The following is a 12,481-nucleotide window of genomic DNA, read 5'->3' on the forward strand; positions in this document are numbered from 1 at the left end:
TTAGCACTTGGTGTTCAAGAATCTGTACAGCAAGAAGAATTGCTACCGGACAGTTGAATCGGTGGACATGGTGCATCGCCATAAGAGCAGTAAACACAGCAGTCTCCAGCTTTAGGCTTCAATAAATGGTGACAAGATTCACATTCATAAAAAAATTGACAGGCATTGGTCGGCATCGTCTCCAATTTTTGAGTTCCACAATTCGGGCAAGTAATAGTCGATTGCAACTGTATCGTTTTCATTTATGCATATTTATCACGTAATTATTAAGTTTACAAAACCTTCGGAGCTCTCAAATAATTATTTATTATGATGATAAAACAAAAGTTACTCATTTCTACTTTAAACCACTTCTGCCGGTGCTTGCTTACAGGGATGGGATGTATCTCCGCGCTCAAATTGGACGGTGGTATGCTGAATTCCAAACAGCTCACGCAATTCATTATTGATGTGAACCAATAGCAAATCATCAATGACCGCATCTGGCTTGACTAGATGCACGGTTAGTGCAATTTCCGTCGTGCTCATTGCCCAGATATGTAGGTCGTGAACTGCTTCAATCCCTGGAAGACTAGCGAGGTAAGCTTCAACTTTGGACGGATGGATATTTGCTGGAACAGCATCAAGAGCAAGGCTTAACGATTCACGGAGCAAGCCCCAAGTGCCAATACCAATAATTACTGCGACCACAAGGCTCATGAATGGGTCCAACCACAACCAGTCCGTAAATTTTATGGCAATAGCTGCCAAAACGACGCCAAGAGAAACTGCTGCGTCAGCCATCATGTGCAAATATGCACCGCGAATATTCATATCTTGCTTTTGGCCGGACATGAACAGCCATGCCGTGAACCCGTTGATGACTATGCCAACTGATGCCACCCAGATGACTGTGTCACTTGCCACTGCCTCGGGATGGCCAAATCTGAGAATGGCTTCCCAGGCGATAGCGCCAACAGCAACAAGCAAAACTAGCGCATTAATCAATGCAGCCAAAATAGAAGTACGGCGCAAACCGTAAGTATGCCGCTGTGTTGGTAACTTGCGCACTAAGACGCTTGCGCCCCACGCGAATAATAAACTCAAAACATCGCTGAGGTTATGGCCTGCATCTGCCAACAGCGCGAGAGAATTTGCAAATAAACCAAAAACAATTTCAACCACAACGAAACCTGCATTTAGCGCAATCCCTATTGCGAATGCGCGATGAAAGTTTTTGGGAACATGGCTATGATCATGATCGGGGGAGTGGTTATGTGCCATATATAGATTCTCTTTCCGACATGTGAATTTCTAAAAATAGCGGATATATTAAAATTAGATGGAACCGATCGGAGATTCGTAGACTGAACTGCAATGGTTATGTCAACATGATCAGAAACATTGAAATAAAACGCTGCGCCAAATTATGGCACAAATTGCTCACTATCCCATTACGGTATGTATTTTAAGGAAACACAATGCGAAGAGAACAACTGGAAGAAAATCAGATAGGGTTATATGCTGTGGCCTTGGCTGTCGGGATGGGGCTTGGGTTGTGGAATTCTAGCTTTGGCGCAGGCCTGGAGTATTTGATTTCCCCCGTGCTTGCAGTATTGCTTTATAGCATGTTTGCGCAAATCCCTTTTCTTCAACTACGCGAGGCGTTCGCGAATAAGCGGTTTACAGCTGCGCTATTGCTAGTTAATTTTAGCATCGTGCCCATCGTTGTTTGGTTATTGTCATTTTCTTTGCCGGAGCACTCGCCGCTGTTACTAGGGGTATATCTGGTTCTGTTAACACCTTGTATTGATTACGTTGTCGTTTTTACTCACCTTGGTCGTGGCAATGCCCGGCTTGTACTTGCTTCCACGCCTTTGTTGCTGCTTACCCAGATGCTTCTTTTGCCCGTGTATCTATGGCTTTTCATGGGAGAACAAGCTGCACAAGTCATGAGTGCTGAGCCTTTCCTTGAGGCTTTTCTTGTATTGATTGTGTTTCCTCTAGGGCTTGCCTTACTAACGGAGTTTTGGGCAAAGCGCCAGCGTAGCGGTGCAATCTGGCTTGAAGTCACGGCGTGGTTTCCGGTGCCATTTATGGCGGTTACATTACTTCTCGTCGTGGCATCTCAAATTGGCAGAATAGAAGAATACCTCCCTGTTGTGGAACAAGTTGTGCCAGTTTATATTGCCTTTATGGCTATCATGCCCTTTCTTTCTCGCTTGATAGCATATGCATTTCGCCTGGACACACAGGCAGGAAGAGCACTTGTTTTTAGCGCAGGGACGCGGAATTCGTTGGTGGTTCTGCCTTTAGCGCTGGCTTTGCCGGATGGTTGGATTTTGGCATCTGTTGTAATCGTGACTCAAACGCTGGTGGAACTAATCGGTGAGCTGATTTACATACGATTGGTGCCTTCGATTATCTTTCAAGAGTCTAAAAGTTTAGAAATCTCAAAAGTGCTTAGCAAAAAGAAGTAATTAGGATAAACAAGTTGTGCTTCTATCCGGGAAAGACATTCAGTTTTAAAAATATTCGGAGAATTAGCTATTATCTCTTGCGGCAGTAGCAATAAACAAACTGCTGAACAGTGCCAAATGGCGTGTGGTGTGCTTCTTTTTCATGTTCGACCAGCTGAAAAGTATCTCCAAATACCGCATGTAGGGCTTCAGGTTGGTATCTCATCACGGGTAGACCACTACATTTCTCTGGCCCATCTTCGGCAAAAGTGGCAACAATCACATGGCCGCCTGGCCGAACCGAACTTAAGACACGCTCGACATAAGCATGGCGATCTGCCGGATCAGTCAAAAAATGGAACACTGCACGGTCATGCCAAATGTCGAATCGGTTCATGGGAAACTTTGCACGGGTAATATCGCCTTCTATCCAGTGAACAATATTCGCATGTTTCCCCAAACGCTGCCTTGCAACAGCAAGCGCAGTCGATGACAGATCAAATACTGTCAAATCAGTATAGCCTTCTGCCACAAGGTCATCTACTAGTCTGGAAGTCCCCCCTCCCACATCAATAATGGCCGCATCTTTACCGAGTCTTGTATTATGGATTAATCGCAGAGACTGGTCAGCGTGTTCCTGAAACCAACTAACTGAGTCAGATGCCTTAGTGGTATACCTGTTCCCAATGCCGCTTATTATCCATGGGGTAATTTCTCTAAAAGCACAATACCTTATCTGAATCGTGAATCAGCGTATATAAATCCTGCATCGTGGATATCGAACAGATTCCTAACTCTTCAGACTCACGAAGCTTAAGACAGGTTCCGCAAGCTAAAATTGCACCGCCTATATCCGAAAAACTGTGAATCTGGCCGGTAATATCAAACTTGTCCCTATCAAGAGATTCTACCTCCACACCTTTTCCGAGTAAAAACACTGAAACAGTATCCCCCTGCTTGCGGGAGAAAATTCCAAGTCGGAAGGCGTTCCATACAGTTTCTGAGTCATTCGAATAAATGATAATTCCGAGTTTCATTTAATTTCCTTCAATTCCATTAGTTGTTCGTTAGCCTCGATAAGAAGCTAACTGTATGCAGTATAGAATTCTTGTGTAGAAATTTGTTAAATTTTTAGATTGGAATCGTGCTAATCGGATTAGGGTTAGCGTGCCAATTTCTCGTAATTCGGTATGGGTACTAATACTCCGCATCGGCAGCACTTAGATTTGTAATGATTAATGGGATGGATCTGCTGTAAAACGTTGCTTCTGCTTCTATTGCAGTCTTGACGCATTGTGACTTTCTAATAATTTGACCCAGTACACTACGGTTTAGGTTGAGCAAAGCTAATACTTAGCGGGCTGTCCGAATTTGCGTGGCCACTTCGAGATTGATATGATGGCTTCAATCAAAAATACGGAATTCTGCCAAGTTTATTTCGTATTTTTTTAGTTTGGCGTAAACAGCACGTGAAGTAATTCCCATGTTCTCAGAAACTCTTTTTATATTTCCATGATGCTGTTTCAAAGCTGTCTCAAGGAACGATTGCTCTATTTTGGCAAGAGTATGTTCTTTTACGCTTTTCCATTCAACAACACTTTTGGTTTTAGCTGGAAGCTCTAAATCCAGTTCGGTCATTTCTTTGCCACTGGCAAACAGGATACTGCGCTCAAGAATGTTTTCCAGCTCGCGGACGTTACCTGGCCAATGGTAGGCGCGGATTTTCCGCATGACTTCACGGCTTACTGATTCAACCTCTTTGTTATAACGCTTGTTCAATCGCTGAATGATCAATTGCACCAGGTAAGGTAAATCTTCCGACCGTTCGACCAAAGGAGGGATGTTTAAGCGGACTACGTTGATGCGATAGTACAGGTCATTGCGAAACAAATCCTCTTTTACGAGACTCTCCAGATTTTGATTCGTTGCAGAGATGATCCTTACATCAATCGCCAATGTTTGTTTGCCGCCAACTCTTTCCAGTTCCCCTTCCTGGATTACACGAAGCAATCGAGTTTGTGCTGCTGGCGACAATGAGTCGATTTCATCCAAAAACAGAGTACCGCCTTCGGCTCGCTCAAAGTAGCCTTGGTGTACTTCTATGGCTCCGGTAAAAGCACCTTTTTCATGCCCAAACAAGGCACTTTCAATCAGACTTTCCGGGATTGCACCGCAGTTAATAGCGATGAACGGTTTATGATAACGCTCGCTCATCGCATGTATGGCACGTGCTATCAACTCTTTACCCACACCTGTTTGCCCCTGGATTAGCACTGTTGCCACTGTAGGCGCAACAACCTCGATCGATTGCAGTATTTTCTGCATCACTGGTGATTTTGCTATGATTGCAGGAGATTGATGTTTCTTTGATGCTTGCCTGCTTTGTTTATGCCAAAGCCGTTGCATGCTTGTTTCAATTCGGCACTGTAATTCATTGATATCATTAATCTCCTTAACCGGTGTCGTGTCAGTATATTCCATTCCGGCGTGCCCTTTTGCTGCATGCGGATTGGTATAAATACATACATCACATTGGCCATCCTGACGGGCTATGCTTTTTTTGATTTCAACCTTGGCATAACCGAAGTTTCTGGCTGCGATCCCCCCGAATACGCTGGAAGTCATCCGGCATAATTCAGGGAAGCTGGTGACTTGCTCGCCGAAAGGACAACGTGAATTGGTAACCGTTATGCAGTCCGGATTACTGGAAACAAGTGAAAATTTACCGCCGATATTGTTTTTGATGCCGAGTATGAGTTCGGTATAGCTTTCACTATCGAGCTGCTCACTTTTATTGGTATTCTCCCGGTAAGTTTCTTCAAAAAAGCATCCGGCGGTTTTGGCGATATGTTCAATCAACTGCTCGCAATGCTTTTGCCCCTGTTGTTCACTGGCATGCATCAGCTCAAGAATAAAGGTTTGCAGAAAAAAAACCGGTGTTAATTCAGCAAGAGGATTCTTGTTCATAGTTTATGGATGATTTGTGAAGTGAAACTTCATCAATTGAAGCACAGCTACACTAATGTAGCAACAGCTCATAAATAACCTATTGTAATTAATAATAAAAATTATTGATCCTCAGTGGCATGGTATTTGCATGTAATTTTATTGCATCTAACAATTACCAGGTGTGCGGGTTAACAGGCCGTTGAAAAACTTTTTCGAGGCTGCCGATACAAGGCAAGAACAGGTGAATCGCAGTTTATGCTTAATCAATGAGCGTTTTGAACCCATTTTTTTAAAATCGTAACGGCAACACAGATAGTTTTTCAACGGCCTGTTAAATATCCATTATGAATCCCTTTAGGGTCTATCGAAAAGATAGATCACTTAAAGTAATTTTAAAATTGCAACCTATTACCGAGGAGACTTAACATTGAAAACTCTCAAAGATGAACTAAACACACGCGTTGCCGCATATGACCACTGGGCACAGCGTCGCCGCCATGGGCCGGCTGGACATAACAACCTGAGATTATGGGTACTTGCCTGCATGGACGAACGTCTGCCGGTAGATGAAGCGCTCGGCATTCACGTAGACACACCGGCCGGACATGGCGATGCGCACTGTTTCCGCAATGCCGGTGGAATTGTCACCGATGATGCAATCCGTTCAGCGATGCTGACTTGTAATTTCTTTGGTACTAGGGAAATCGTCATCGTGCAACATACGCAGTGCGGCATGCTGTCGGCGAATGCAGCCGATTTGGAACAGGCTTTTCGCGACAAGGGGATCGATCCGGACAATATCGCGCTGGACCCGACCCTGCCGGAGCAGAAGCTGGAGAAAGGTGCGTTCGCCAAGTGGATCGGAATGATGGATGACGTGGACGAAACCTGCTTGAAGACCATCGAGACATTCAAAAATCATCCTCTCATTCCCAAGGACGTAGCCATCAGCGGCTGGATCTGGGAGGTCGAGACGCGCCGGCTGAGAGCGCCAACCCGAGACCCTGAAAAACGGGCCAGAACCGATGTCACCTCCGCTCAATTCGGTGTCAAAGTGAAGCAACCACCTCGTTGGAGCTAAGTTCAAGAGAAAAACCTGGAAACGTGATCACTTGTTGTGCCAAGTGGTCGCGTCATAACATTTCTGAGAAATGCCTTGATTAATGGATAGGGATTCTAAATGCCAACTTATGATTACTTGTGCACACAGTGCAAACTACAATTCGAGACACGCCATTCAATCAATGCGACCAATCCAGATTGCCCGGTATGCGGGAGTACGACAGAAAAGGTTATTCTTTCTGCTCCTGCGGCGCATGGCAACATGGCGCGTGGCCGTGATCTGGCAATACGTTCACTTCAACCAAAAACCGATCCGGTAAATCACCTACACGTGCCTGGGTGCGGATGTAGTCGTCATAAGCATTTAGGATATGTTAAGAAATAACCACTACTGTCTCGTTAACTTTCACAGTAGAGTCAACTGAATATCAGACGCGTGATTATGGAATGGCGGATCATCTCGCAATGTGACCTGACGCCCCAACGGTTTAATCATCGGGGTTTTCTATACACTTTGTTCGCCGAATTTTCGAGCTCAATGGTTAATCCATCACGCTATAAAGCGATCAGAAATTCACAAAATTTGTGTTTAATCGACAACAAATAGCGTTAATTCTGGATCTTTTTTAAAGGATAAAAAGGTTATTAATGCAGTGTCATTTTGATGTCAATGGACACACTACTCCAATTTGAATCATTTGCAGTATGGCATGACGAGCTGTAATAGAGGTCTTTCATGTTGTAATGGAATGGATGTTCGCTATTTTTACGATATCGAAGTGCCAAAGTTGTTGTAAGCATAACCACTAGCGTAATCGATTGAAATTTTCAGGCCATTTTCTGGATGTATGCATGACAGCTAATATGCGAATATCTCTGTCGGTTATTTGATAGGCAAGAATGTATGGAAGATCGCTCATCACTATTTCACGCGTACCAAACACACGGCCTGGGCGACCAATTTCGGGGTGGAGTGATAGATTATTGGCAGTAGCTTTTATTCTAATTAAAACATTATAAGCAGCATTGGCGTTCTCTTGTGCAATATAATCGCCAATTGATTTTAAATCTTCTAGTGCTTCATCGAGCCATACAACAGCGCTCATGCTTTGAATTTATCTATCATGGCATCAACATCATCGCTTGAATGAAATTTTGCATTTTTCCCTGAAGCAATATCCAGACGTTCTTGAATTTTTTTTGTTTGCCAATCGTAAATTTCCAGATAGTGATCAATAGCCTGATTAACTAACCAGTTTCTGGAACGATCCAGACTGTGCGCAATTGCATCCAGCTTTTCTTGTTTTTCTGGTGCCACTGATACACTCATGCGTCCTGTTTCGCTTGCCATTTCTTATTCCTTAATCAGAAGTAATCATGTTTAATCTTGGCATAGATAAGTATGATTTGCAAATTGAAACAGCAAACAGATATTGAAACAATCATTGCTAAGAAATGACTGTGTCAAATTTGTGCCAAACTGCGGCAGAAATACCATCATTTGAGGCTGTTTGACACTGGTTTTGTGCTTGGCAAGCATTGTAAGCGATTGATTATATTAATTGCATATTCAATGGCTGCGTCTCATAATCCCTTGGTCGTTGGTTCGAGTCCAACCAGACCCACCAATAAAATTAAGCACTTAGTGAATAAAATCCTAAGTGCTTTTTTGTTTTATGGCTTCTGTGTAAGGCTGGCGTAAGGAAATCCGGTAAACGCCAAGTAATAAAAAACCCGGAATGAATCCGGGCTGCTTGTGTCACTGGCAGCGTTGCGTAATTGAGAGGCTTATTTCTACCTGATATTGCATCGCCGCTCCGCTTACAATCTTTCACGCGCCGCCGCTAATCCAGTCCGGTATTCCTTGGTTCGGAAAAAATTCAGTTTTTTTCATGCGTCAACCTATGAAATTATTTTCTGATCTCAAATAACCGTGAAAGTGTTCAGGCGAATGCTTTAGAAAAAGCTTTAGTCATTTAATGCGCGTTCCAATGAAACAACCATTGCGCCGTAATTTTCGTGTTCGGGTCTGATCATAAAAATATCTGGCATTTGATAAACCGCTTCAATTTTCAGGTAACGATCTGTTTCGATCTGATAAAGCAAAAATAGTGTCGCTTGCACTTCGAGCAATTTTTCCGCTGACAAGGTAACGCCATGCTCTTTTAATGCTGTGTCCAAGCGGTTAACTTGGCTAAACCACAAATCGGGTACGCTGTGCGTTAATACTCTGTGAGCGGTTTTACTATCAAACGCTCGATCATCTCCTAGAGTTTCAATTGAAACCAGTTTCACACCCTGGTTTCCGTCAATCCGCCATGATTTAGTTTGCGTTAAATCAAGGTTCCGCTTGCGCCATTCAATCGCGCTCTGTAAGGAATCACAAGGCATTCCGCGCTTTTTCAGCCGGTTGCACATTTGCTGACTAATACCTAAGGGTCTTAGGAAGTTAAAGCGGGTTTAAACGTAACAATTTAAGAATTTCATGATAGAGATTATCACGGCGATGATTAAAACGAAATTCGGTTTCTTTCAAGTGCAGGTAGAAAGTATGTTCGGGCACACCATTGAACTTGGCCAAACGTCTTTTAGCAAAACTCCAGAAAGACTCGATACCATTAATATGCCGCTCGCCACTGGCAAACTCATTGTCACCATGGTGAACCCTGAAGTGCTTATCAAAGCCGATATCGACCAATCCGTCATAACCACGCCATCCATCGGAATGGATTACGGTATCGGGCGCTACATGCCCACGGATAATGGCTTGCAATGTCGCTTTAGAGCAATCTGGAACAATCTCTGTATAAACTTTTCCTTGGCGTTTAAGCACACCAAAGACTATTGTTTTGCCATAAGCGCCCCGCCCCCTTTTACCCCTGACTCGCTGGACACCAAAGTAAGACTCATCAACTTCTACAGAACCTTGCAGAGGGGATTCAAGTTCGCAATTCTGGGCAATTCGCTGTCGTATTTTAAGATAAATGGTATTGACGGATCGGATAGAAATGCCGGTCAATTGGGCTGTGTCAGTAGCAGTAAAATCCATCGAAAAACATCGAATAAGTTGCCTGAATTTTGCTTCTCTGATTCGAGAACGAAAATAGTATCTGTTTTTAGCATTCATCTCAGAAAGTTAGCACACTTTAGTAAGTGCTTAACTTCCTAAGACCCTACCTAATTTTTCCGCTAATTCTGAAGTTTTCATGTGTTATGTCCTATCTATACAGAAACCCATTTCAGATTTTAGGTTTCTAGTGCGCAAGTGGGGGCAGAATTTCCCTCATGCAAAAAGTCGTTCTGAGGACCCATTTCATTCATGCCATAAAATTAATTGATTCAGCGTAACCGGGCACTGTCTACACAGTCCCGGCTTTTCCTAGTTCACCCGCTTTGCTTTTCGTGCGCTGTTCAGATAATTAACCCAAGAGTTGCTATCCCTTTTGAGAGCCGTTATCATGTTTCCCTGTCGCTCTCGTTGGCCATGCCCAATTGTGTCGCCAAATATCCCGATATTTCTCTTTGTTCTGCCCGAAGGTTTATAACTCCCATATTTGCTACTCCTGTTTTAAAGTTAAAATGAATTTGCGGATTGGTTTAGATTTATCTGGTAGTTGGCGTCTCCTTTTATTCAAATGACTCATTTTGATAACGTTGTTCATTCAAATTCCCCACGTGCGTGTTTCAAGAAATACGCCAATGCTTCAGGATCGTTCCGGCATTTGCTCAATACAATATGATGATCCTCTGGCGGCTCTCCAATGCGGTGAAGCCATGCTTGTATCATTTCGATTTGCAGCAATTGAATATCAGAATTTTTTTTGTTTTCTTCTGAAATAGAACTGACAAAACTGACAGAAAGTAACCCCGATTCTTTTGATGAATCTGGCGGATCATTAAATTTTTTTTCACTTTTTCTTGAATTTGAACTGACAAAGCTGACAGAAGCACCTTTTGGCGGTTTTGTCAGTTCACTTTCGGGGGAATTATGAAAATTTTTTTCATTTTCGATTTGTTTCAATCTGGAAAGATAACCGCTCATGATTGCACCCAATGTAATAATGTTGTTGGTCTGCCCTCGGTGAAAGTCTCAACTTTTTTCTAGGTGGTTGTAATCCAATAAAACATTAATGGCGGCTTCAGCTTTCTTTGGTGTGTCGATGCCAGCCCAGCACTTCCGGTAAATATCTCGAACCGTGAACGGGCTATTTAGTTTGCCTTTCTTCAGTTTCGTTAAAACTGATTTTGCAGCATCAATGCCGGGCTGAGTTCCGTAGCTGTATACCCGCCGCGCGTGTGATTCCAGATACTCGCAATAGGCTAAGGCGCGTAGCAATGACGATTCTGATACGCTCTTTTCCTCGCTGTCACACAAGTGATTGATTAACGCCAATGCGGGAACCAGCTTTCGATACTTTGACAGGTGCGACACTATGGCCGGATGATCCTCATCGGATCGTAACCGCTTTTCAAGATTGCACAGCCACTCAATAAATACTTCTTGTGCGCTATCATCAAAATGAAGGTATGGTGTCTTGCAGTATTCGCCAATGGTGGCTATTGCCTGAACATCAAGGTTGTGAAGCTTTCTAACAAGATCATTAACGGTATCCCTTGCCAGCTTATCCGGGAATCTGTCAATGTATTCATACTTTGGTGATATATCCGGGTAAACCATCAGCCCAAAGCGTTGAAGCAAGCCATCAGCGCCCGCGCCGCCGGATAGTGCTTCTCTCACGTATTCACCCAATACGCCCGGCTGTATTCCGCCAACAATCGATAAACAAGCGGATTCGATATGCAAATTAGTACCACGCATTATCCTGTCGATTGTGTAGGATTGATTGCCATCCGCTGCCGTTAAATAAAAAGCTCGCGCGCCTTCCTGCCCTTGCTTATCAAGGCTTTTAAGCAATCCAATAAGCTCATCGGCTTCGAATAAAATCCCGTTGGGATTCTCAATCATTAATTGACCAAGTGCTTCCGCCGTTGCGTCATTGGTGATGAACCGGGGCGCTGTTTCTACTTCTTGCGAGTTATCTGAGTCATTTTTCAAATACTCTGAAATATCCGCCGCCGGATCATTTTTCAGCATCCTCTTTGCTTGTGACTTCTTGGCAGCTTGTCGAAGCTTCGATTCTTCCCCTGAATTTATCAATTGGGTGTTACGTTGATGGATTTCTTGCGCAATCTCGATTTGCAATTGCTTTAGTGGTTTCATAACTTCGCTACGATTTGGCGATTTCATAACACCGGAACCGCCGATTACCGCGCCCCAAAGATTTGGAACAATTACCCAGTTATCACGCCTCTTCGGTCTTATCCCAATTTTGCAGCCGATTATAGAACTAAACATTAAGTAGGTATTCACAGCCGCAAAATCGGGCGGGCATTGCATCCGCTCTGAAATATCTTCAACGTAACCGCGAATGCTTGCCGGTAAGAAACAGTAATCGAACGATTTCACTTCCGGCAATTCGGGTAACGGTTCGGGTGTTAGTGCATTAGGCTCAATGGGGGCAATCGCGGCTTCGGCTTTTTCTCGCAAACTCATTTTGCGCCCTCCAAATACGTCAAACCATCGTTGAGCCGCAAAATAATTTCAGCGATAAAATCCCTGTCATCACTCGATAGCGCATTCAGCTTTTTCAGATCGTTCGCAACCACCAGTAGCCGGATCAAATCGCCACGCAAGGCATGAAGCAGTTGCCATGCTGAAAAACCGCCGCGGCTTCGTTTTTCGTATTTTGGATTGTCGCTCGGTGGGAATAGGCTGGCCGGATCGATACCCAGTGCATTACAAATATCAACGCCACCGGCTCCGCAACCATGACAGTGAAGCAAAATCACTCCGTCAGGTTTTTGCGTTACGGCAAGACTCGGTGTCCGATCCTGGTGAACAGCGCAGCAAGCAATGTAACGCCCTTCACCAATTCGTCTAACTTTCGATAATCTGCCGATAAGTTCATGCAAATTGCGATTATCATGCTGCGATTTTGAGGTATAATAATTCATCTCGCAAAACTCCAAAG

General features: G+C 43.8%; 13 protein-coding genes and 1 pseudogene. 3 read left to right on the forward strand and 11 right to left on the reverse strand.

The window, feature by feature from the left end:
- Positions 1 to 342 precede the first annotated feature (342 nt).
- On the reverse strand, positions 343 to 1,263 hold the full coding sequence (locus HRU77_08395; protein ID QOJ20711.1) for a cation transporter: 921 nt from the start codon (positions 1,261 to 1,263) through the stop codon (positions 343 to 345).
- 197 nt (positions 1,264 to 1,460) lie between these two features.
- On the opposite strand from HRU77_08395, the gene HRU77_08400 reads away from it, so the two are divergent.
- Positions 1,461 to 2,459 carry an arsenic resistance protein gene (locus HRU77_08400; GenBank protein ID QOJ20712.1) on the forward strand — a complete coding sequence of 333 codons (999 nt, stop codon included), beginning with the start codon at positions 1,461 to 1,463 and terminating at the stop codon, positions 2,457 to 2,459.
- 70 nt (positions 2,460 to 2,529) lie between these two features.
- Here the strand turns inward: HRU77_08400 and HRU77_08405 are convergent.
- The 3 genes and pseudogenes from HRU77_08405 to HRU77_08415 form a co-directional block, all read right to left on the reverse strand.
- Positions 2,530 to 3,142: pseudogene (locus HRU77_08405) on the reverse strand (class I SAM-dependent methyltransferase).
- 12 nt (positions 3,143 to 3,154) lie between these two features.
- Complete coding sequence (locus tag HRU77_08410) at positions 3,155 to 3,475, reverse strand: DsrE family protein (protein ID QOJ20713.1); 321 nt, start codon at positions 3,473 to 3,475, stop codon at positions 3,155 to 3,157.
- 367 nt (positions 3,476 to 3,842) lie between these two features.
- Positions 3,843 to 5,405, reverse strand: a complete 1,563-nt coding sequence (locus HRU77_08415) for a sigma 54-interacting transcriptional regulator (GenBank protein QOJ20714.1) — start codon at positions 5,403 to 5,405, stop codon at positions 3,843 to 3,845.
- A 409-nt stretch (positions 5,406 to 5,814) separates the two neighbouring features.
- Between HRU77_08415 and HRU77_08420 the strand changes: the two genes are divergently transcribed.
- Together HRU77_08420 and HRU77_08425 are read left to right on the forward strand one after the other, a co-directional pair.
- Complete coding sequence (locus HRU77_08420) at positions 5,815 to 6,468, forward strand: carbonic anhydrase (protein ID QOJ20715.1); 654 nt, start codon at positions 5,815 to 5,817, stop codon at positions 6,466 to 6,468.
- A 99-nt stretch (positions 6,469 to 6,567) separates the two neighbouring features.
- On the forward strand, positions 6,568 to 6,834 hold the full coding sequence (locus HRU77_08425) for a zinc ribbon domain-containing protein (GenBank protein ID QOJ20716.1): 267 nt from the start codon (positions 6,568 to 6,570) through the stop codon (positions 6,832 to 6,834).
- A gap of 421 nt (positions 6,835 to 7,255) precedes the next feature.
- Here the strand turns inward: HRU77_08425 and HRU77_08430 are convergent, their stop codons facing one another.
- The 7 genes from HRU77_08430 to HRU77_08460 all read right to left on the reverse strand — a co-directional run bounded on the left by HRU77_08430 (position 7,256) and on the right by HRU77_08460 (position 12,464).
- Positions 7,256 to 7,555 carry a type II toxin-antitoxin system RelE/ParE family toxin gene (locus HRU77_08430; protein QOJ20717.1) on the reverse strand — a complete coding sequence of 100 codons (300 nt, stop codon included), beginning with the start codon at positions 7,553 to 7,555 and terminating at the stop codon, positions 7,256 to 7,258.
- A complete protein-coding gene (locus tag HRU77_08435) occupies positions 7,552 to 7,800 on the reverse strand; it encodes a ribbon-helix-helix protein, CopG family (GenBank protein QOJ20718.1) in 249 nt (82 codons plus the stop codon). The genes HRU77_08430 and HRU77_08435 overlap by 4 nt, the downstream gene beginning before the upstream one ends.
- A 617-nt stretch (positions 7,801 to 8,417) precedes the next feature.
- On the reverse strand, positions 8,418 to 8,744 hold the full coding sequence (locus HRU77_08440) for a hypothetical protein (protein QOJ20719.1): 327 nt from the start codon (positions 8,742 to 8,744) through the stop codon (positions 8,418 to 8,420).
- Between the two features lie 154 nt (positions 8,745 to 8,898).
- On the reverse strand, positions 8,899 to 9,576 hold the full coding sequence (locus HRU77_08445) for an IS1595 family transposase (protein QOJ20720.1): 678 nt from the start codon (positions 9,574 to 9,576) through the stop codon (positions 8,899 to 8,901).
- 531 nt (positions 9,577 to 10,107) lie between these two features.
- Positions 10,108 to 10,491, reverse strand: a complete 384-nt coding sequence (locus HRU77_08450) for a hypothetical protein (GenBank protein ID QOJ20721.1) — start codon at positions 10,489 to 10,491, stop codon at positions 10,108 to 10,110.
- A gap of 48 nt (positions 10,492 to 10,539) precedes the next feature.
- Entirely contained in the window at positions 10,540 to 12,003 is a 1,464-nt protein-coding gene (locus tag HRU77_08455) for a DUF3987 domain-containing protein (protein QOJ20722.1), read from the reverse strand.
- Positions 12,000 to 12,464: a hypothetical protein gene (locus HRU77_08460; GenBank protein ID QOJ20723.1), complete on the reverse strand. Its 465-nt coding sequence runs from the start codon at positions 12,462 to 12,464 to the stop codon at positions 12,000 to 12,002. Before HRU77_08460 ends, HRU77_08455 begins: the two co-directional genes overlap by 4 nt.
- Between the last annotated feature and the right edge of the window lie 17 nt (positions 12,465 to 12,481).

The organism is Gammaproteobacteria bacterium, assembly GCA_015709615.1.
Classification (GTDB): Bacteria; Pseudomonadota; Gammaproteobacteria; order Burkholderiales; family Nitrosomonadaceae; genus Nitrosomonas.

Bases quoted from the DNA above. Each gene is read 5' to 3' on its own strand.
- HRU77_08395 (QOJ20711.1), bottom strand. From the start codon at position 1,263: ATGGCACATAACCACTCCCCCGATCATGATCATAGCCATGTTCCCAAA.
- HRU77_08400 (QOJ20712.1), top strand. From the start codon at position 1,461: ATGCGAAGAGAACAACTGGAAGAAAATCAGATAGGGTTATATGCTGTG.
- HRU77_08410 (QOJ20713.1), bottom strand. From the start codon at position 3,475: ATGAAACTCGGAATTATCATTTATTCGAATGACTCAGAAACTGTATGG.
- HRU77_08415 (QOJ20714.1), bottom strand. From the start codon at position 5,405: ATGAACAAGAATCCTCTTGCTGAATTAACACCGGTTTTTTTTCTGCAA.
- HRU77_08425 (QOJ20716.1), top strand. From the start codon at position 6,568: ATGCCAACTTATGATTACTTGTGCACACAGTGCAAACTACAATTCGAG.
- HRU77_08430 (QOJ20717.1), bottom strand. From the start codon at position 7,555: ATGAGCGCTGTTGTATGGCTCGATGAAGCACTAGAAGATTTAAAATCA.
- HRU77_08435 (QOJ20718.1), bottom strand. From the start codon at position 7,800: ATGGCAAGCGAAACAGGACGCATGAGTGTATCAGTGGCACCAGAAAAA.
- HRU77_08445 (QOJ20720.1), bottom strand. From the start codon at position 9,576: ATGAATGCTAAAAACAGATACTATTTTCGTTCTCGAATCAGAGAAGCA.
- HRU77_08450 (QOJ20721.1), bottom strand. From the start codon at position 10,491: ATGAGCGGTTATCTTTCCAGATTGAAACAAATCGAAAATGAAAAAAAT.
- HRU77_08455 (QOJ20722.1), bottom strand. From the start codon at position 12,003: ATGAGTTTGCGAGAAAAAGCCGAAGCCGCGATTGCCCCCATTGAGCCT.
- HRU77_08460 (QOJ20723.1), bottom strand. From the start codon at position 12,464: ATGAATTATTATACCTCAAAATCGCAGCATGATAATCGCAATTTGCAT.